The sequence below is a fragment of the Parasaccharibacter sp. TMW2.1882 genome (assembly GCF_023337635.1).
Taxonomy (GTDB): Bacteria; Pseudomonadota; Alphaproteobacteria; order Acetobacterales; family Acetobacteraceae; genus Bombella; species Bombella apis.
This window is the reverse complement of the sequence record NZ_NWUT01000001.1, coordinates 64629-84879: the sequence shown is the minus strand read 5'-3', so window position 1 is coordinate 84879 and position 20251 is coordinate 64629. Positions and strand designations below refer to the sequence as shown.

At 58.1% G+C, this 20251-nt stretch carries 18 protein-coding genes, 1 tRNA gene and 1 other RNA gene; 12 read left to right on the top strand and 8 right to left on the bottom strand.

The window, feature by feature from the left end:
• Positions 1 to 105: 105 nt before the first annotated feature.
• From CO583_RS00430 to CO583_RS00415, 4 genes are all read left to right on the top strand, one after another.
• Complete coding sequence (locus CO583_RS00430; RefSeq protein WP_081847696.1) at positions 106 to 2301, top strand: FUSC family protein; 2196 nt, start codon at positions 106 to 108, stop codon at positions 2299 to 2301.
• Between the two features lie 63 nt (positions 2302 to 2364).
• Positions 2365 to 3474, top strand: coding sequence for a glycosyltransferase family 4 protein (locus CO583_RS00425; protein WP_248630528.1), 1110 nt, complete (start codon positions 2365 to 2367; stop codon positions 3472 to 3474).
• The gene (locus tag CO583_RS00420) at positions 3471 to 4319 is read left to right on the top strand and encodes a fumarylacetoacetate hydrolase family protein (RefSeq protein WP_248630529.1); all 849 of its coding nucleotides are present in this window, start codon (positions 3471 to 3473) and stop codon (positions 4317 to 4319) included. Before CO583_RS00425 ends, CO583_RS00420 begins: the two co-directional genes overlap by 4 nt.
• A 459-nt stretch (positions 4320 to 4778) precedes the next feature.
• Positions 4779 to 5753: a flagellin gene (locus CO583_RS00415; RefSeq protein WP_086431468.1), complete on the top strand. Its 975-nt coding sequence runs from the start codon at positions 4779 to 4781 to the stop codon at positions 5751 to 5753.
• Positions 5754 to 5764: 11 nt separating this feature from the next.
• Here the strand turns inward: CO583_RS00415 and rmuC are convergent, their stop codons facing one another.
• Together rmuC and CO583_RS00405 are read right to left on the bottom strand one after the other, a co-directional pair.
• On the bottom strand, positions 5765 to 7279 hold the full coding sequence (gene rmuC, locus CO583_RS00410; protein WP_249102950.1) for a DNA recombination protein RmuC: 1515 nt from the start codon (positions 7277 to 7279) through the stop codon (positions 5765 to 5767).
• A gap of 178 nt (positions 7280 to 7457) precedes the next feature.
• A tRNA-Ser gene (locus CO583_RS00405) sits at positions 7458 to 7547 on the bottom strand.
• 298 nt (positions 7548 to 7845) lie between these two features.
• Here CO583_RS00405 and rplU point away from each other — a divergent pair.
• The 3 genes from rplU (at position 7846) to obgE (ending at position 9579) form a co-directional block, all read left to right on the top strand.
• The gene (gene rplU / locus CO583_RS00400) at positions 7846 to 8160 is read left to right on the top strand and encodes a 50S ribosomal protein L21 (protein ID WP_043559869.1); all 315 of its coding nucleotides are present in this window, start codon (positions 7846 to 7848) and stop codon (positions 8158 to 8160) included.
• Between the two features lie 28 nt (positions 8161 to 8188).
• Positions 8189 to 8455 (top strand): 50S ribosomal protein L27, encoded by a 267-nt coding sequence (rpmA, locus tag CO583_RS00395; RefSeq protein ID WP_043559867.1) that lies wholly within the window; start codon positions 8189 to 8191, stop codon positions 8453 to 8455.
• 116 nt (positions 8456 to 8571) lie between these two features.
• Complete coding sequence (gene obgE, locus CO583_RS00390) at positions 8572 to 9579, top strand: GTPase ObgE (protein ID WP_248630531.1); 1008 nt, start codon at positions 8572 to 8574, stop codon at positions 9577 to 9579.
• Between the two features lie 71 nt (positions 9580 to 9650).
• Here the strand turns inward: obgE and CO583_RS00385 are convergent, their stop codons facing one another.
• The 5 genes from CO583_RS00385 to budA all read right to left on the bottom strand — a co-directional run bounded on the left by CO583_RS00385 (position 9651) and on the right by budA (position 15116).
• A complete protein-coding gene (locus tag CO583_RS00385; RefSeq protein WP_086431532.1) occupies positions 9651 to 10241 on the bottom strand; it encodes an LUD domain-containing protein in 591 nt (196 codons plus the stop codon).
• An 11-nt stretch (positions 10242 to 10252) separates the two neighbouring features.
• Complete coding sequence (locus CO583_RS00380) at positions 10253 to 11665, bottom strand: lactate utilization protein B (RefSeq protein ID WP_248630532.1); 1413 nt, start codon at positions 11663 to 11665, stop codon at positions 10253 to 10255.
• A complete protein-coding gene (locus CO583_RS00375) occupies positions 11662 to 12405 on the bottom strand; it encodes a (Fe-S)-binding protein (protein ID WP_043559860.1) in 744 nt (247 codons plus the stop codon). The genes CO583_RS00380 and CO583_RS00375 overlap by 4 nt, the downstream gene beginning before the upstream one ends.
• 212 nt (positions 12406 to 12617) lie before the next feature.
• Positions 12618 to 14300, bottom strand: coding sequence for an acetolactate synthase AlsS (gene alsS, locus CO583_RS00370; protein ID WP_086441735.1), 1683 nt, complete (start codon positions 14298 to 14300; stop codon positions 12618 to 12620).
• Between the two features lie 84 nt (positions 14301 to 14384).
• Positions 14385 to 15116: an acetolactate decarboxylase gene (budA, locus tag CO583_RS00365; protein WP_043559857.1), complete on the bottom strand. Its 732-nt coding sequence runs from the start codon at positions 15114 to 15116 to the stop codon at positions 14385 to 14387.
• A gap of 99 nt (positions 15117 to 15215) precedes the next feature.
• Here budA and CO583_RS00360 point away from each other — a divergent pair, with 99 nt between their 5' ends.
• Positions 15216 to 16124 (top strand): LysR family transcriptional regulator, encoded by a 909-nt coding sequence (locus CO583_RS00360; RefSeq protein ID WP_043559855.1) that lies wholly within the window; start codon positions 15216 to 15218, stop codon positions 16122 to 16124.
• A gap of 92 nt (positions 16125 to 16216) precedes the next feature.
• Here CO583_RS00360 and CO583_RS00355 read toward each other — a convergent pair whose 3' ends face one another.
• On the bottom strand, positions 16217 to 16483 hold the full coding sequence (locus CO583_RS00355; protein WP_043559853.1) for a DUF2312 domain-containing protein: 267 nt from the start codon (positions 16481 to 16483) through the stop codon (positions 16217 to 16219).
• 410 nt (positions 16484 to 16893) lie between these two features.
• On the opposite strand from CO583_RS00355, the gene zwf reads away from it, so the two are divergent.
• The 4 genes from zwf (at position 16894) to mraZ (ending at position 20248) form a co-directional block, all read left to right on the top strand.
• On the top strand, positions 16894 to 18366 hold the full coding sequence (gene zwf / locus CO583_RS00350) for a glucose-6-phosphate dehydrogenase (RefSeq protein WP_248630533.1): 1473 nt from the start codon (positions 16894 to 16896) through the stop codon (positions 18364 to 18366).
• A gap of 124 nt (positions 18367 to 18490) precedes the next feature.
• Entirely contained in the window at positions 18491 to 18946 is a 456-nt protein-coding gene (locus CO583_RS00345; RefSeq protein ID WP_227449713.1) for a hypothetical protein, read from the top strand.
• Positions 18947 to 19006: 60 nt separating this feature from the next.
• Positions 19007 to 19413: RNase P RNA component class A (gene rnpB / locus CO583_RS00340), an RNA gene on the top strand.
• 358 nt (positions 19414 to 19771) lie between these two features.
• Positions 19772 to 20248 carry a division/cell wall cluster transcriptional repressor MraZ gene (mraZ, locus tag CO583_RS00335; RefSeq protein ID WP_043561075.1) on the top strand — a complete coding sequence of 159 codons (477 nt, stop codon included), beginning with the start codon at positions 19772 to 19774 and terminating at the stop codon, positions 20246 to 20248.
• Positions 20249 to 20251: the final 3 nt, after the last annotated feature.

Sequence of the window (20251 nt, the reverse complement as noted above, 5' to 3'; positions counted from 1 at the left end):
TCCCTCTGAAATCATTCCGATATTTTTGTTCAATTATAAGTGTGACCCCTCGCATCCATGCGTAAAGGGCAGTAATCTCCCGTCCTGAAAGCCACTGGATGCGCAATGATCACCCGTTTTCTGAACTTCAGGACCCCGTCCTTTTTCTACTGGATCTTCACCCCGTCTCTGGATGGATTTCTCTTCGCCCTGCGGACTACCATTGCAGCCTGTCTGTCTCTGGGGATCGCTCTCTGGCTGGAGCTGGACAGTCCCATCTGGGCCCCCATGACGGTCTGGTCCGTAGCGCAGCTGACACGAGGAGAAAGCCTCTCCAAAGCCCGTTGGCGCATCATAGGAACATTGGCTGGCGGTGTGGCGGCCCTGATCTTCGTCGGCATATATCCGCAGGCTCCCTGGCTGTTTTTCCCGATCATTGCCCTGTGGATTGGCCTCTGCAGCGGGCTGGCCACCTTTGTCAGCAACTTCCGCTCCTATGCGCTGGTTCTCTCCGGCTACACCTGCGCCATCATCTGCATGGATGTCGTCCCGCATACGGGCAGCATCTTCATGTTTGCCGTATCCCGTGCCAGTTACATCATCCTCGGCGTGCTGTGTGAGGCCTTCATCGGGCTTCTCTTCGCCTTCAACCAGGACCGTGTAGCCCATCTCAAGATACGGCAGAAACTGGAATCGGCCCTAACACTGGTGGCCGACACCCTCCACCATATTCTCCAGAGGGACACCGGCGCCCTGACAGAAGCCCGCAAGCTGTTCGGCACCATCCTCTCCATCAACGACCAGATCGAATTTGCGGAACTGGAAATGGGTGCGCATGGTCATGAAGGCGACCATGCCCGTGCCGCCCTGGCCGCCGTATCCGCCCTGCTCTCCCGCAGTTTCGGTATGGCTACACGGTTAGAGCTGCTCTCCTCCAACCATCAGGATTTTGACACAGTAGCACGGGCGTTCCGGCATTTTCTGAAGGACTTCTCCAGCCGCCTTCCCCAGGAAGCCGAAATCTCGGAACTTCTCGCCGAGCTCCAGCACCTCCGGGACATCTGCCGCCGTTATGCAACCCCGCACCGGCAAAAGATCATCTCCACCTCTGGCCCACTAACCCCTCTACGGGACAAGACCACCATCATTACTGATTCCGCACTGGATGAACGTATTCTGTTCTCATCCCTTGGGGATCTGATCGGTGATCTGGAAGAAGCCATCACGGAATATCACGCCAGCACGCACAGTGTGCGTGGTGACCATTTCCAGTTCCAGCGCCATACGCACCGGGACGGGCGACTTGCCTTCAATAACGGGTTCCGTGCGGCGCTGACCATTCTGGTCACATCCTTCATTTATGAAATCACGGCATGGTCCAATGGCAACACACTCATCAGCATCACGGCCCTGATCTGCGGCCTTTTCGCCACAAAGGAAGACCCCGTACTGGGAACAATCAAATTCCTCAAAGGGCTTGCGGTAGGCTGGTGCGTGGCCTGGCTGCTCTGCTTCATCTTCATTCCCATGGTCACGACATATGAACCTCTGGTGCTCATCCTGTCCTGCGTGATGATGATCGGAGGGTTAGCCCGGGCCAACCCCGCCACAGCCCCGGCAGCCTCGGCCTTCAACCTGCTGATGCCCCTGATGCTGGGCATCCAGAATCATCATGTCATTGACGAGACGAAATTCTACAACACCAACCTCGCCATCATCCTTGCAGGTGTAACGGCCGTGCTGATCTTCCGCAGCATCCTGCCTTTCAACCGCAAGGCCGAAGAATTCCGGCTGCGCCGTGCCACACTGCGGGAGCTGCGCAATCTTGCCAGCCTGAGCAGCACACCGCAGATCAGCGCATGGATTGGCCACAGTACGGACCGCTTCTCTCGCCTTCTCAGCCACGCCACCACCCTGTCCCCCCTTGTGGAGGCCGGTATTCAGGGTACGCTGGCTACCCTGACACTCGGGCTGAACATCATCCGCCTGCGAGGGCTGCTCAACCGTGAGTATCTGCCGGAAAGCGCCCGCCGCCCCATCACGCTGGTTCTCTATTACATTGAACACTCATCCCGCCGGCATGACCGGGCAGCCCGCCTGACCCGGGCCGCCATACGCCGCCTGCGTGAGCTGGACACACAGGACCATGAGGCCATCATCCGGCTGGAAATAACCCGTGCCCTGGCCCATCTTGTGGTGATCGAACACACCTTGCGGACAAACGAGAATTTTCTGGATGCCAGCAAGCCCTTCCGTGGTGAAGGCCCCATCCCCCTGCCCCATGATGAGGATTCATACGCAGGCCACCCGCAAAGGGCTTGATCTCCTGCCTGTGGGCAGCCAGACTTCTGCCTCCCTGCCCTTGTCCGAGGTTCTGCCGTCTCCATGAAGATCCATTATGTTGTCACAAGCCTGGAAACGGGTGGGGCTGAATTTGCCATCCCGGATATCGTAAAAACCCTCGAACAGTTCGGCCATCAGGTGGATGTCACCGCCTGCGAGCCTCGGGACATGGGGGCAGCTCCCCATCTGGAACAGGCCGGAATCCCCTACCATCTTCTGGACAGCCGGCGCCGCAGTTTCTTCCTCACGCTGATCCGTCTCCTGCGCCTGCTCCGCCGGAACCGGCCCGACATCATCTGGACCTCCCTGAGCCGGGCCACACTGCTGGGCCAGCTGGCCGGAGCACTCCTCAATATTCCCGTTGTCAGCTGGAAGAACAGTGCCAGCATCCGTTTCACCACCACGGCAGGCCGTCGCATTACCCGGCTATGGGTTGCAGATTCCGCTTATGTGGCCCGTTTCCTTCGGGAAAAAATGAGCATTCCGCCGGAGAAAATCACGTCCTGGCCTCTTTATGTGGCCGCCCCCGAAAACCACCCGGCCCCGGACTGGAATGGCGGGACACCTCTGCACATCGGCAGCACGGGGCGACTGCATGAGGTGAAAAACTATCCCCTGCTCATCGAAGGTCTGGCCCTGTTCCGCGCACGTCATCCCCAGTGGGCAGACCTCGTGCACCTGTCCTTTGCAGGCGATGGCCCCCAGCGGGCGGAGCTTGAAACCCTCATCCGGCAGCACGGGCTGGAAAACCACGTCTCACTGAAAGGTTTCCAGACGGATGTTCCGGCCTTTCTCCGCACGCTCCAGCTTTACGCACAGCCCTCACGTTATGAGGGCATGTGTCTGGCTGCCCATGAGGCCATGAACATGGGCCTGCCTGTCATGGCGACACCTGTCGGGGAAATGCGCAACAGCGTCCAGCCCGGTCAGACAGGATTCCTGCTGCAACCTGACAGGATTCCTGAAACCTTCTGCGACACGCTGGCAGAAATTTTTCAGAACCCGGCCCTGCTGAACGACTACGGCAAAGCTGCAAAACGTTACATCGAACAGCATTACAGCCGGGAAGCCTTCACGCAACGATGCGGAAAAATCGTTGAGAAACTGGAGCGGATGACCACCCCGCACCCCTCAGGAAAAACCCCGTCATGACAAAACTCTGCCGCTATGGCCGCCCCGGCTCTGAAAAGCCCGGACTGATCGACAGTTCCGGTACACTGCGTGACCTTTCGGGACTCTGGAGTGACCTGACGCCGGAGCGCCTCTCCCCACAATCCCTTGCTCAGGTGGCAGCCATTGATGCAGCGACCCTGCCAGCCGTGGAAGGCTCTCCCCGGTTCGGCGTACCCATCAGCCATGTCTCCAAATGCGTCTGCATTGGCCTGAACTATGCCGATCATGCCGAAGAAGCCGGTCTTCCCATCCCGCAGGAACCAATCGTCTTTCTGAAAGCTCCTTCCGCCCTCTGCGGTGCCCATGACGACATCCCCATCCCGCCCCATGCTTCACAAGTGGACTGGGAAGTCGAGCTGGGCATCGTCATCGGCAGCACAGCCCGCCATGTGACGGAAGCGAAGGCTCTGGAGCATGTGGCAGGCTACTGCATCGTCAATGATGTGTCAGAACGCAGTTTCCAGATGCAGTCCTCACAATGGGACAAGGGCAAGGGCTGCGACAATTTCGGACCTGTCGGCCCCTTCCTTGTCACGGCTGATGAGATCGCTGATCCGCAGAACCTGCGCCTCTGGCTGGACGTGAACGGAACCCGTCGTCAGGACGGCTCGACAGCCACCATGATCTTCTCTGTCCGTGAGATCATCGCCTATCTCAGCCGGTACATGACGCTCCTGCCCGGCGACATCATTGCCACCGGAACACCGCCCGGTGTCGGGATGGGACACAAGCCGCCCCTGTGGTTGCAGGAAGGTGACGAAATGCGGCTGGGCATTGAAAGGCTGGGGGAACAGAAGCAGACACTCGTGCGATGGACACGATGAAAAAACAGAACAACCCCATGAAAGACAGAATGACAGAAACAGATACTTACAGAACTGTCCTCTGAATCCACCGCCTGCCCGCGCCATTTTCACCTGCCACCAGCTGGATGGCCATTGTTCTCGTGGACATGGAGCACTGGTTTCACAATACCGGACCGGAAGAAACCCATGTCATCCTGACGGTCCTTGGCTCATGAAGTTGAGATGCACATATGCCATTTTCACGACATGTCGCCATGAAATCCATCTCATATAATTAAAACATTACTCATATTGCTCTATTATAAACAATCAGCTCTCAACATGATGAATCTTAATGGCGCTCTAATGTGACTTTCATAAAACAAGTGAAGAACCATTTTTCATTCAAAATTTAAGAAGCTTGTAAAATTTTCGTGTTTCCTTGCATCCGCCAGCAGATGTCCGTTGGTTCCGCTTAATGAACTGGGAGAAAGGGCCATGAGTCTTTCCATCAACACCAACCAGTCTTCCTTGGCTGCCCTGGAAACACTGAACACGACACAGACGGATCTGGCCCACACGGAAAACGCTGTTTCCACTGGCAAGAAAGTAGCGAATGCCTCCGACAATCCAGCCGCTTTCGGCATTGCCTCCCAGATTGGCGGGGACATTGCAGGACAAAGTGCTGTCAATGACGGGCTAAGCTATGCCTCCCAGGTTCTCAGCGCTACCAACTCTGCGGCCAACAGCATCATCAAGGTTCTTCAGAATGTCCAGAATGCCGTGACAACCGTTGGCAACAACATCGGCAATGAATCATCTCTCGGCCAGCTCAACAAAGAGCTGACAGGTTACATGAAGAGCATCGACACCATCGCCCGAAACGCCACGGTGAAAGGCGTCAATCTTCTTTCCGGCGGCACGCTGAGCGGCACGGGGGACGGAATGGGCATTACCTCCAACAGCCTGACCTTTGTCACCAGCCTCCAGGGAGACACGCAGACACTGAACAGCTACGGTTACATGATCGGCCTCACGACCGGTTACGGGATCGGCCACATCATGACGGAACTGTTCGGCATGACACCTGGCAGCGCAATGCCTGGGGAAGACCCCACCGTGAACAACTTCCTGACGGCCACTCCTGACGGTGCCCGCATCAGCGACGGTTTCAATGCGGCGGCCACGGCACAGCGTCTTCCCAGAATGATCCAGATCACGCAGAACGCCATCCAGGCGATGACCAACGTCACATCCGACCTTGGCGCCAACATGCAGCTCATCAGCTCCATGAGTGCCTATGGGCAGAAATCGTCCGATTCCCTCACGGCGGCATCCGGTGCGCTGACGGATGCTGACATGTCTGCCGAGTCTGCCAAACTGACATCTCTCCAGACCAAACAGTCCCTCGGCATCAAGTCCCTGTCCATCGCCAATGGCCAGTCACAGAACATCCTGTCCCTCTTCCAGTAAGGGCGGCGTGTTCAGGGACCGGTCACTGGTACCGGCTGTCCGGTATCATCTTCCACTGGCTCCACTATCAGGCCCAGACGTTCCGTTTCAAAATCCATATGAGCCGCCTCCAGCCGGGGCAGATTTTTGCTGACCTTGGCTGAAAGCTGCCTGAAACGGTCCACCCGGCCATACAGCCCCTGCTGCCCGGCCAAGGCCCTGACGGCACTGTTGTAATGGTTACTTGCCGTGTTCAGACTTCCACCCAGCTTATTCAACCTTTCGGCCACAAGGCATACCGAATTGTAGATGTCCCCCGCCCTCTCGCTGATCTCACGGGCTTCCCGGTGGCTCCGTTCGATCATCCACAGATTGGCGACCGTCCGCAGGATGGGAATGAGTGTCGTGTGGGACACCAGCACGATGCCCTTCCTGTACCCATAGTCAAACAGGTCCCGGTCTGCTTTCAGGGCACTGATGTAGGCCGGCTCGATCGGCATGAACATGAGGACAAAACCGGGACTGCGCATCCCGATCAGGTTCGTGTAATCCTTGGAGGCCAGATCATCCATGTGCCGGCGGACGGATTTCACATGCTCCCTGAGAGCGGCCTCGTGCTCCGTCTGGCTCTCCGCCGCCACAGCCCGGTCATAGGCATTCAGTGACACCTTGCTGTCGATGATGATGTGTTTGCCTTCGGGCAGCCGGATCAGATAGTCCGTCTGCTTCTGCCGCCCCTCCGCATCCCGGAAGGAACTCTGGACCTCATAATGGGCTTCTTCCACAAGACCGCTCATCTCTAGGGTCCGGCGAAGCTGCGCCTCCCCCCAGGCACCACGCTGCTGGGAATCCCCCTTCAGGGCTGATGTCAGGTTGGTGGCCTCCTGACTCATCTTCAGGCCGATCTCCAGAACCTTCCTGATCTCCGCATTGAGGGTGCTGTTCCCCTGGAGGGACGCATCATGCACCTCATTGACCCGCTTCTGAAACCCTTCGATCTGCTCCCGGAACGGCTTCAGCATGGACAACAGACTGACCTGACTGGCATCAGCGAAGCTCTTACCTTTTTCCTCGAATATCCTGTTGGCCAGATTTTCGAACTCTTTCCCCAGCGACTGCCTGGCCTCGCCAAGCTGCTGCATCTGCTCCCGAAAATGTTCCTCTTTCCGCTCCAGCGTTGTTCTGATTTCCACATGCTCTTTTTCCAGCATGCCATATTTCTGGAGGAGGGCCTCATACTGTCCGCCCCGTTCCGTCAAGGCCGCATCCAGCCGCTGGACCGTCTCATGGGCATTGCGCAGCTGCGTGCGGGCTGTATTCTCCGCAAGCTCCGTGTCATGAAGCCTGTTCCTGAGCTGGACAAGCTCCGCTCCGTCCCTGTCATTCCGGTCACTGGCCTGCTGGAAAGCCACCTCCATCTGCCGGACCTGCATGGCAAGATCAGATATCTTCAACCCGGCCCGCCTCATGGCCAGCAGATACCCCAACCCGGCCGCCAGAAACGCCACGATGACAATGATGACGGTGCCGACCATCAGTTCGGACATCTGCATGTTGTTCTCTCCCAAAGGCCCCGGTTTGGGACCATGACCTCCGTAAACCAGTCTGAAGGAGGCAGTCCATATCTTACGGGGTATCAAACTAACGGGCTATCAGGCCACAGGCCAGCCTGCCGGTGAACAACGCCCGGCACCGAAAGTTTACATGCAAAGGGAACAATCATCATGGCGGAGAGAGAGGGATTCGAACCCTCGGAACGCTTGCACGCTCAACGGTTTTCGAGACCGCCCCAATCGACCACTCTGGCACCTCTCCGGGGAACTGGAATGGAACAGGGGCAGCGCCCACCATCACCAGCTGATGGCCGGTGTTATGGCGGGATTTTACAGGATTGGCAAGAGGCAGCCCTCTTCCATCCCGCCTGCCCGCCACAAATCCTGCTTTTTTATTGACGGTGCAGGAGAAAAGCAGTACAGAACCCCTCTGTTCCTACGGTTTTCCGCTGCTGGCGGGGCACTGTCTGAACCAATGACAAAAAGCGAGCAGGCCATCCTCCCTTCGCAGAAAGGAAGGAATACGGCCAGAGGCTTCGGTAACATAAAGAGAGTTTTGCATGTTTGCAGTCATCCGCACGGGCGGGAAACAGTACCGCGTCGCCAAGGACGCCATCCTGAAGGTTGAGAAGCTGGATGCCGAGGCTGGCAGCACAGTCACCTTCTCCGACGTTCTGATGGTCGGTGGTGAGGCTGGCACGAAGATCGGTGCCCCTCTGGTCGAGGGTGCCAGCGTGACCGCCGAGGTCGTCGCACAGGACCGTCTGCCGACCGTCATCATCTTCAAGAAACGCCGCCGTCAGAACAGCCGTCGCAAGAACGGCCATCGTCAGCCGGTCACCGTTCTGCGCATTACCGCAATCAACGCTGCGTAATTTCGCCCGTTCCTAAGGAGACACAGTCATGGCACAAAAAAAAGCAGGTGGTTCCAGCCGTAACGGACGCGACAGTGCGGGCCGCCGTCTTGGTGTGAAGAAGTTCGGTGGCCAGAGCGTCATCGCCGGCAACATCATCATCCGTCAGCGTGGCACCAAGGTGCACCCGGGTGAGAACGTTGGCATGGGGCGTGACCACACCCTCTTCTCACTGGTTGATGGCCGCGTGCGCTTCCAGCGTCGTGCTGGTGGCAAGGTGCACGTTTCCGTTGCCCTGGCAGAAGCTGCCGAATAACGCACTCTGCCTGCCCTGACGGGCACAGAGCATGAAGAAGGGTCGGCTACCATCAATGGTGCCGGCCTTTTTTCTTCCTGTCCCTTTCCCCTCCCCCTTGCTGTGGCGGCCTTCCCATGAAGTTTCTTGACCAAGCCAAAATCTATGTCCGCTCCGGTGATGGAGGAGATGGCGTTGTCGCCTTCCGCCGGGAAAAATACATCGAATTCGGTGGGCCGGATGGCGGTGACGGTGGCCGGGGTGGCCACATCTATTTCCGTGCCGTGCCGAGCCTCAACACGCTGATCGACTTCCGCTATACGCAGCACTTCCGTGCCCGCAAGGGTGGCAACGGGGCTGGCTCCAACAGAACCGGGGCGGGTGCTGAGGACGTCATTATTGATGTTCCCATCGGCACGCAGATCTTCGATGAAGACCGTGAGACCCTGCTGGCGGACCTTGATGAGGAAAACAAGACCGTCCTGCTCTGTCAGGGTGGCGATGGTGGCCTGGGCAACGCCCATTACAAGAGCAGCACCAACCGTGCCCCACGCCGGGCCGACAAGGGCTTCCCCGGGGAGGAACGCTGGGTCTGGCTCCGGCTGAAGCTGATTGCCGATGTCGGGCTTGTCGGCCTGCCCAATGCGGGCAAGTCCACCCTGCTCTCGGTGGCCTCCCGTGCCCGCCCCAAGATTGCGGACTATCCCTTCACGACCCTGCATCCACAGCTTGGCGTCGTGCGCCTCAATGCCGTGGAAGAATTCGTCATTGCCGACATTCCCGGCCTCATTGAAGGTGCCAGCGAAGGAACGGGTCTGGGTGACCGCTTCCTCGGCCATGTGGAACGCTGTGCCGTTCTGATCCATCTGGTTGATGGGACGGATGAAAACTTCGTCCAGAACTGGAAGCTGATCCGTAAGGAACTGAAGGCCTATGATGAGGGGCTGGCAGCCAAGCCGGAGGTTCTCGTCCTGAACAAATGTGACGCCCTGCTGCCGGAAGAAATCGAGGAGCGAAAGGCTGCTCTAGAAGCTGCTTCTGGTGCAGAAGTTCACCTACTTTCAGGCGTCAGCCGGGACGGCCTGCCGGAACTGCTGCGCCATCTTCAGGACCGTGTAACGGCCTCCCGCAACGAAGGTCTCTAAGTCCCCCCAATAAAAAGGGCCGTGCGACATAGTATCGCACGGCCTTTTCTGTATCCTGTTCCCGGAAGCCGTCAGGCCCAGATGACAGACAGGCTCCTCACACCCTGCGCCCCACGGATCAGGACGCCTTGAATGTCCGCCGTGGCGGAAGGGCCGCTCATCAGCACGCCATAGCCTGCCGTCCGAAACTCGGAACGTTGCTGATAGGCATTGTGCATGTTGCCCACCAGCTCATTCTTCGAGAGCAGAACGATCAGATGCTGCGCCAGGTGGACATCGGCCAGATGGTCTTTCAGCTCCACCTCGCTCAGGAAGACGCCACCAGTTTCCGCCACACCAAAAGCAGCCCGCACGACCATGACATCAACCTTGTCGGCCTGTTCGTGCGTTTCCAGGTCTTCAATCCGCAGCGTCCCTTCTACCTCTGGCACGGCAGTGCAGAGGTTGCGCAGTTCCGGGAAAGCCCGCTTGATCGCCTGCTCAATCCCTTCTCCATCCTGCAAAGGCAGCATCCTGCCGCCCATCAGGGCCAGACTGGCCTCGAACCGTTCCGGGCTGGCGTCCTGATCCCCCAATGTCACGACAGGCGGCAGCGGATAGGCCCCTTCCTGCGGAGACTTTTTTTCCTTCAGACGCTGCATGATGACATCACGGGCACTCATCGTCTCGTCACTCATGCCTGTGTCTCCTCATGCTGTGCCTTGGTCCTGTTCAGACGGTTTCTCTTGTACCAGCTGTGGAATGTCTCCTTCACCGGATGAGGCAGCTCCCGATGTTTGCCCCACGGATTCAGATAATTGTACAGCACGAAACGGGGCATGGTCTTCAGGGCAACCTCCGTCCCGCTGATGGCCAGACGGTACATGGCCGGCTGGGCCAGCAGCCGCCCCGCCATCTTCATGATCTCCCGTTTGACGAACGGAATTTCATGCCGTTCTGCCAGAACACGCCGCCATTTATAGAGCTGCTCGTGGATGTCGATCTTGACCGGACAGACATTGGTACAGCTTCCATTCATCGTGGAGGCGAAGGGCAGCGTGCTGAATTTTCTGGCGTTGAAGGTCGGGTCAATGATCGCCCCGATCGGCCCGGAATAGACGGACCCGTAAGACTGCCCACCAGACCGGCGATAGACCGGGCAGGTATTCATGCAAGCCCCACAGCGGATGCACTTCAGAGAGGTCCAGAAATCATCCATCCCCAGCCGTTCGGACCGACCATTATCCACGAGGATGACATGCATCTCCCCGCCCTTCTTCGGCCTGCGGAAATGGGTCGTGTACTGGGTGATCGGTGAGCCGAGCGCACTGCGGGACAGAAGGCGGATGAACACGCCAAGGTCCGCCATGCGGGGGACCAGACGTTCAATCCCCAGCGTAGCAATATGCAGGTTGGGCAGATTGGCACTGAGGTCCGCATTCCCCTCATTGGTGCAGACGACAAAGCTGCCCGTCTCCGCCACAAGGAAGTTGCCTCCCGTCATGCCCGTATCGCCACTCAGCAGGACCGGACGGGCCGCATTGCGCTGCGCCTCCGCCAGAGCGTGCGGGTCATCAATGTTCGGGTCGGTATTGTAATATTTGGCAAAGGTCTTTGCCACATCCGTTGTCAGCTTCTGGACAGCCGGAACGACCACATGGCTGGGCAGCTGGTTGTCCAGCTGCTGGATACGTTCGCCAAGGTCCGTCTCCGTCACGCTGACGCCCTTTGGCTCCAGATACTCCCGCATCTCGCACTCATCGGTAATCATCGACTTGCTCTTGATGATGGATGAGTGGCCGTGATCCTTGAGAATCTTCTCCACGATGCGATTATGTTCCGCACCATCCCTGGCCCAGTGGACATGGATGCCATTGCGGCGGGCATTCTCCTCAAACTGCTCCAGATACTGGGGCAGATGGGCCAGCGTATGTTCCTTCAGCCGGGATGCCTGCTCCCGCAGCTCCTGCCATTCCGGCATGATGTGCATCTGCTCGTCACGCTTCTGGCGCATGTCCCACAAGCGTTCATCATGAAAGTGACGATGCGGCTCATCCTCCAGAAACTCCGCCGCCAGTTTGGCGTGAGGGACCGGTCTGTTGCTCATGCCCTCGCTCCATTCAGAATTTCAGCAATATGGATGAAGCGGATGGGCACGCCATTGCGCTCGGCGCAGCCCTGCTGGTGCATCATGCAGGACGTGTCGGCAGAGACGATATACTCCGCACCGGCATCATGATGATCCGTCACCTTGTCCAACCCCATGCGGGCAGAGACGGCCTCTTCCGTCACGGAATAGGTGCCACCGAAGCCACAACATTCATCCGGGCGTCGTGGTGCAGCAAAGGAAATGCCCTTCACGGCGGAAAGAAGGGTCTTGGGTTTGGAGAAAAAAGGCTCGCCCAGCTCGGACATGCTGGCCGTCCGCAGGGACCGCAATGTGGCGCAGCTGTTATGCAGCCCAACCTTGTGAGGGAACTCCGCCCACGGGAATTCACGCACCTTCAGAACATCATGAATGAACTCGACAAGCTCATATGTGTTCTTGCGCACATGCCGGACCTCATCCGTCTGCTCAATGGCATCAAAATTGTCCCGGATATGATGCACGCAACTCCCTGAGGGGGAGACAATCACATCATATTTCGAGAAATTACGGATAAAGAGAGCTTCCGTCTCTTTGGCATCACGGTTGCACCCGGAATTCGCCATGGGCTGACCACAACAGGTCTGGTCCATGGGATACTCAACTTCCTGCCCCAGCTTTTCCAGCAATTCCAGCGTGGCAATACCCGTCTGGGGATAGAAGGCATCCATGTAACAGGGAATGAATAAACCTATCTTCATAATGGGTGATTATAAAAAAATATCACCCACTCAACAATAAAACAAAACGTGACTGACAATCTCTACTGCAAAAAATCTCATTTAAATAGAAGAAATACAATTTTTTAAATGATACTTATTATCAATTAATTGGATAACCCTCAGAAAAAAGGGGCGTCCATGACGCCCCTCTCCTCATCCACCCTTCTGCTTCAGCAGAAGTGCGAGCTATCTTATTTGCTCAGCTCCGGCAGAGGGTTCATCAGGGCCGGGTTGTCGGCATAATCAACCGGCACGGCGATGACCACCGGTCCCTGCGTTTCCATTCCTTCACGCAGGGCAGCCCTCAGGCTGTCCACACTATTGACGTTGATGCCCTTGGCGCCAAAAGAACGGGCAAAAGCAGCAAAGTCGATCGGGCCGAAGGCCACGGCAGCATCACGCCCGTACTTCTTCTCTTCCTGAATACGGACCATGTTGAAGTGCTGGTCCACCCAGATGATGTGGATCAGGTTGCTCTTCAGGCGAACGGCGGTCTCAAGGTCCATGGAGGACATCATGAAGCTGCCGTCACCGGAGACGGAAATGACCTTCTGGGCCGGGTTCACGATGCTGGCAGACATGGCCCATGGGAGAGCCACGCCCATCGTCTGCTGGCCATTGCTGATCAGCATCTGGCGGGCACGGAAGACCTCAAGGAAACGGGCATGCCAGATGTGGAAGGACCCCATGTCCAGACAGATCGTGATGTCCTGCGCCACGAAATCTTCCATCACCTTGATGATCTCAAGCGGATGGAGCATCCCCTGCTGGGTGCTCTTGGCCTTGGCAAAGGCAGATTTCTGGGAGGCACGATAAACCTCCAGAATCTTGTCCAGCGCAGCGCCGGATGTCAGGGCGCCTGTCTCCCTGGTCAGGTGCTGCACGCTCAGGGCGATGGAGCCGATCAGCTCGATCTCGGGATTGAAAGCATTGTCCAGCTGGGCCGGAACAACATCGATATTGATGATCGGGCGGGCTGATTTCCTGTTCCACAGGCACGGATCATATTCGATCGGGTTGTAACCGATGGCCACGACCAGATCAGCCTCATCCAGCAGGTAATCACCATACTGGTTGTGGAAGAGACCGACACGGCCACCGAAACGGGAGACCAGATCCTTGGAAACAGCGCCAGCAGCCTGATAGGTACCAACAACCGGAAGGTTCGTCTGCTTGACGAAAGCACGGATGGCCTCGGCATTCTCCGGCTTGCTGGCCTTCATGCCCAGCAGGACGACCGGCTTCTTGGCCTTCTTCAGGGCAGCGGCAGCCTCCTTGATGACGTCTTCCGGTGCAGGACCGGCCTTGACGGCATTACGGTTGCCCATCACCGGATAATCTTCCGTGATCTCGGAATTCAGGACATCCATCGGTACGCTGACAAACACGCCACCCTGCCGGGGGCTCTCAGCCGCACGGAACGCATTGCCGATGACCTCCGACGTGGCCGCTGGAGCACCGATCTCGGCGCTGTACTTCGTCACCGGGCGCAGCATGCTGACCGTATCCATGCTCTGATGGGTCAGCTTCAGCAGGTCGGCACGACCGACAGCTCCACCGATCGTCAGTACCGGGTCACCTTCGGACGTTGCCGTGGCCAGACCCGTTGCCAGATTGGACACACCCGGGCCTGATGTGGCAATGGCCACACCAGCCCGCCCCGTGATGCGGCCGATACCTCCGGCCATGAAGACGGCATTCTGCTCATGCCGGGCAACGATCGTACGAATGGGAGAGTCTTCCAGCGCCTCGAAAAGACGGTCGATCTTGGCACCCGGGATGCCAACAATGTGATCAACGCCATGAGCCTCAAGATTGCGGACGATCAGATCGGCGGCTGTCTGTGCTGCCTTGTGAGATTTTTTCTGTGTCATGATGTTTTTTCCTGATCATGCCCGCCCTGAAAATACCAGACGGGCCGTGTAATCATAATGTGACCGAAGAGAGCGACCGGCCCCTCAGCCACCCTCTGCCGTGCGGATGGCCTCATGCAGGCCAGCGGGCTGAAGGTCTGCCTTGGCAAATTCTTCCGTCTTCGGCAGAGAAATCTCCAGATCGGACATGCGGGCAACTTCCAGCTTGCCGGATTTCACACGATAATTCGTCACATGGCCGCCATGCTTGCGGTCATCGCTGAGAACATGGAGGTGATACCCTGCCACATTGATCCCCTGCATGTAGGGCGGCGTACGGAAACCCAGCATCACCCCGCTAATCTCTCCCATGCTGAAGGTAGGCTGCTTGGCCACCACTTCCAGCATCCCCGGATAGGGCTTGTGCTGGCAGAAAACGGTCCGGGTATCGACCTTCTCGAACTCACCCGTAAAACGGACAGCCCCGAAAAGATTGGGATTGTCGATCAGCCCGTCGACAAGCTCCTCGAACTCCTCTTTACCCATCGGCCGGTCGATGGTGACCGTCTTTTCCGGCTCGAAATAGGTCACACAGGCGAAAGGCGTTTTCATATCCGCTGTCGTACCGGAGGCAATCCCCTCGGAGCGGAACTGGCGGACCTCACCTTCCGTCACAATCATTTCGCCATCCAGGGCATCGAACGTCCCCAGGCCGAAATCACCATGCTGGACCAGCTCACCCAACGTCATTTCACCATCGTAAACAGCGTCCAGCAGAGCTGCCATCGTGGATGTCTGGAAAAGACGGTTTGGCTTTACACCTGAAGGTCGAGTCATATTGCCCCCTGTGTTGTGAATGGTCCTTTCTGTAAGGCAGGAGATGAATTCAGACAAATATATAGTTCCCATTGTCTCCATACATTTTATATATGGGTCATGGATATCCGACATTTCCGCTATTTCGTCACCATCGCCGAAACCGGCAACATCACCAAAGCGGCTGAAAAACTGGGCATGGAACAGCCACCACTCAGCCAGCAGATCCGTCGCCTGGAGAGCTCTCTGGGCGTGTCACTCTTTCGCCGCCAGCCTCGTGGGGTAAGCCTGACAGAAGCCGGGCTGACCCTCCTGCCCCATGCACGGCTGATCCTCGACCTGCGCCGCCAGTTCATTGAAGATGCCCACGGGCTGGCCCAGGGCAAGAAAGGCCACCTCCGCATCGGGCTGGCCGGAGCCGTACCGCTGCTGCCCAGCATCCCCTTTGCCATCCGGCAGTTCAGCACAATTGCACCGGGCGTGACCCTGTCCCTGGAAGAAAGCAATACTCCCGCCCTCTGCGAAGCCCTGCTCTCCTATCGCATGGACATCACGATCCTGCGCCCTCCCGTGCCAGATCAGGCCAACGTGAAGGTCATCCCCCTGCTGGATGAGCCAACATTGATCGCCCTGCCCAAAGGCCACCCCTTCACCAGCCTGCCGGAAATACATCTCAGCCGTCTGGCGGCGGAACCACTCATCATCTTCCCCCGTGAGCTGGGGCCAGGCTTCTTTGATGCCATCCTGGCGGCCTACCGGGACGCCGGTGTTACCCCATCCCTCGGGCAACAGGCCCCCCAGATTGCCGGGACCATCCCACTTGTGGCTGCCGGGCTGGGGGTCTCCATCGTTCCCCAGTCGCTCCACCAGCTCCATACAGGCGGCGTGACCTTCCACAGGATCGCCCGCCCCGCCCCTCATGCCACGCTGGCCATCGGCATACGGACGGGGGAGCAGCCACCGCTCATCCATCACTTCATCACAGTCCTCCAGCAGGCCTGCAAAACCCATCTGACGCTCCCCGACTGACCATCAGACACGCAAAAAAGCCTTCCCCCTCTGGCCGCAGGAACCAGAAGGGAAAGGCTCTCTTTTCTCCATACGTCAGAGACGTGATCTGCTTACATGCCCAGCGCACGGCGGTAGATGTCCAGCAGGGTCTCCTGCTCCTCCACCTCGGCAGGCTCCTGCTTGCGCAGCTTGATCAGCTGTTTGATGACCTTGACATCAAACCCGGCCGATTTTGCCTCCGTGAACACATCGCGGATGTCAGACCCAAGTGCCTTGCGCTCTTCTTCCAGACGTTCGACACGGTCAATAATGGACCGCAGACGATCAACCGCAATGCCGCCTGTCACGGCACCTTCATCACCATTTCCCATATCCATACACCATACTCCTCAAATCTGCCCGGATGCCGGTTCTTCTGGGCGGCTTATCGCTCCCTCATGGCCGTGGTCAATACCATCCAGCGGAAAGGCACTTCCCCTTCCCGCCCATATGAATGACAGACAGCCCATATTCACTGCCAGAAAAGCCACAAAGACGGAAAAACGCAAATGTGAACATGCCATTACATAAGGCCCAATCCTCTGCCGTCACGTCCTTCCGCAGCATCCTGCCACCTGCCGCCCTACCTGCATGACCTGAAGCACGCCCCCGCTCCCGGCCGCTCTTCCATCCATCCTGTTATGGCTTGAACGGGACATCGGACAGGCTCTAAAAGGAGGTCAGAAACAAGACCGGAGGCAGACTGATGCCTCACCCGAGTTTCCAGACAGAAAAGGTACGCCTCACCATGGCCCACTCTCAGCAGACCGCACCGTTTGACTACGTCATCTTCGGCGCCACGGGCGATCTGACGATGCGCAAACTGCTTCCAGCTCTCTACAACCAGCTCCGCATCGGACATGTTCCAGAAGAAGCCCGCATCATCGGGACTGCCCGCTCCTCACTGTCCCGCGAGGACTACATCACCCGTGCCCGTGAGGCTCTGGAAACCTTCCTCCCCGCCCAGCACAGGGATGAGGCGCTGATCGAGCGTTTCCTCAAGAAAATTCATTACGTCACGCTGGACGGCACGAAAAGCGACCATAACTGGGATGAGCTGAAGGCTGTTCTGGACCAGTCACCGGCCGACCGCATCCGTGTCTTCTATTATTCCACAGCCCCGCAGCTCTTCGAGGCCATCAGCGAAAACCTCCACCGTTTCGGTTTCATCACCCCGCACTCCCGTGTCGTGCTGGAAAAACCAATCGGTACAGACAGTGCCTCCGCCAGAGCCATCAATGACGGTGTGAGCCGCTTCTTCGAAGAAGGGCAGATTTTCCGCATCGACCATTATCTGGGCAAGGAAACCGTGCAGGACATCATCGCCCTGCGCTTTGCCAATCCGCTCTTCAGCGCCGTCTGGTCTGCCGAGCACATCCAGAGCATCCAGATCACCGCCGCCGAAACCGTGGGCGTGGAAGGCCGTGCTGCCTATTACGACACATCCGGGGCCCTGCGGGACATGATCCAGAACCATCTGCTCCAGGTCCTCAGCCTCTGCGCCATGGAAGCCCCGGCTAACCTTGAGGCAGATACTGTCCGTGATGCCAAGGTGAACGTTCTGAAGGCCCTGCGTCCCATCCCGGAGGACAAGGTGGCCAGCGAGACGGTCCGTGCCCAGTACGTCAAAGGGGACATGAACGGCAAACCCGTTCCGGGCTATCTGGAAGAGCTGGGCGAAGACAGCCACACCGAGACCTACGCCGTCATGCGGGCCTATGTCGATACACCACGCTGGAAGGATGTTCCTTTCTACATCCGCACAGCCAAGCGTTCGACCAAAAAGGTGAGCGAAGTCGTGGTGACGTTCCGGAAGTCTGCTTCCGCCCTGTTTGGCACCTCTGCCGCCACCAACCGCCTGGTCATCCGCCTCCAGCCGGATGAAGGTTTCGGGCTGGCCCTGAACATCAAGAACCCTTCTGCCGCCGGGTTTGAGCTTCAGCACGGCACCATGTCCGGCAAATTCGCTCCGGCCGACGGCTCCCTCATTCCGGATTCCTACGAGCGCCTCATGCTGGATGCCGTCCGTGGCTATCCGGCCCTCTTCATCCGTCGTGATGAAGTGGAAGCCGCATGGGCATGGGTCGAACCGACACTGAAAACATGGGCCGCCAACAAGGTTCCGATGGCCCATTACGCCGCCGGGTCCTACGGGCCGGAAGAAGCACGCCGCTTCATCGCCACGACGGGCGATGCCTGGCACGAGGACATGGCAGACTGATCCTACCCGGATCAGGACCGGCCTATCCGCATACGGCTTCACAGACCGCCCTGCCCCTGCCGGCAGGGCGGTTTTGCCTGTTCAGGCATCGCAGTCTCCACCATGACCACGGGGCAGACCCATCATGACCGAACCAACCACCCCTCCCCGTCTCGGCCGCCGCCGCCCGAGGCCACCCCGCTCCCTGAAGCAGCACATCATCCGACGGCTTGTCGTGCTGGTCCCGACCTTCCTGCTCATGTTCCTGTTCGTCAGGACTGGTGTGCTGGACAACCTCTATGACCAGTTCACCTTCAGCAAGCTGAGCTGGTTCGATAATACCGCCCTTGTCGAACATCTGCGGACCATCATCACCCGCAAGAGGCTGACCCCTCTGCCCCGACGCTGCCTTGTCATGGTCGTCAATGGTGATGGCAGTGTGAACACCCCCACGATCGACGTCCTGGGACGGCATGGGAATGGCTGCCCCGGCGACACGCCATCAGCAGAGCTTCTCTTCCATGTCCGGGTAGACCGTGCTGGCCAGAGCATCATGACCGACGCCGGTTCACCTGACATGTATCATCCCCTCACCCCCTGAACGGGCCTCCCTGCCACCGCCGCTTGACCCGCCACACGGCAAGCGGCATAACGCCCCCAGCCAGATGGTCGGGCGATCGCTGTGTCCCCTGCGGGACATGGAGGAAAGTCCGGGCTCCACAGGAAGACGGTGCCGGCTAACGGCCGGCGGGGGTGACCCCAGGGACAGTGCCACAGAAACAGTACCGTCCGCCGGTTTTCTCCCCGTCATGGTGGGAAAATGCGGACAAGGGTGAAACGGTGCGGTAAGAGCGCACCGCGCGGCTGGCAACAGCGGCGGTCATGGTAAACCCCACCGGGAGCAAGACCGAATAGGAATGACGGGCCACATCCGTGGCTGAGGGGTCCTGCCCTGTCATTCGGGTTGGTTGCGTGAGGTGTGTTGCAAAACACATCCCAGAGGAATGATCGCCCCGCCTCACCATGTATGAGGCAGGACAGAACCCGGCTTACAGACCATCTGGCCCCTTACATTACTGCAAGCCCCCCAGAAAACGGCATCTGGATACTGCAACCAGAGCCTTCATGACGCTCCGACACACAAGGCTGACGTACAGGGCCAGGCCTCTTCACTGCCATCCTCTTCCAGCCATTCTGCCCACCTGCCCCGCTTCCATGGTGGCAATGAAGAATATACCAATTATTTACTTTATTAACAAAAAGACACCCCTGCCCATATCTACACAATAAAACCGCATCCCTGTGCCATTTTTTATAATAAAACTTTGACGTCCCATAAAATCCCATGATACCCCATGAAATCCCACTATGAAGGTGCGGACATGTGTCCACCATGGCAGGCAGGGAAGGAGGGACATTGCAGACCATGACCATGTTTCTCGGTACCCATGCCAGCCGTGTTGATGCCAAAGGACGCATTTCCATTCCCTCACCATTCCGGAATGCCCTGCGGGAACAGGCCCGCCCCGGAGAGGCCCTGATGATCATCAGGCCATCCCACCTTCATGACTGCCTGGAATGCTGGTCCGCCTCTGCCTTTTTCGCTTTTTCCGGCGCTCTTGATGAGTATGATCCCTTCTCGGCCGACCATGATGACCTGGCGACCAGCCTCTATGCCGATGCCTACCCGCTGGACTGCGACAGGGAAGGCCGTGTCAGCCTCCCCCGCTCCCTGAAAGACCATGCCGGACTGGAAGATGATGTCAGCTTCATGGGGCTGGGGCGTGTGTTCCAGATATGGAATCCCAGCCTTGCCGAAGAACGCCGCAGGCAGGCTCGCAGCCGCACACGGGAACTCGGCCAGCGTAAACGCTCCGAAAACAGGGAGAAGACCGCACCGTGACCC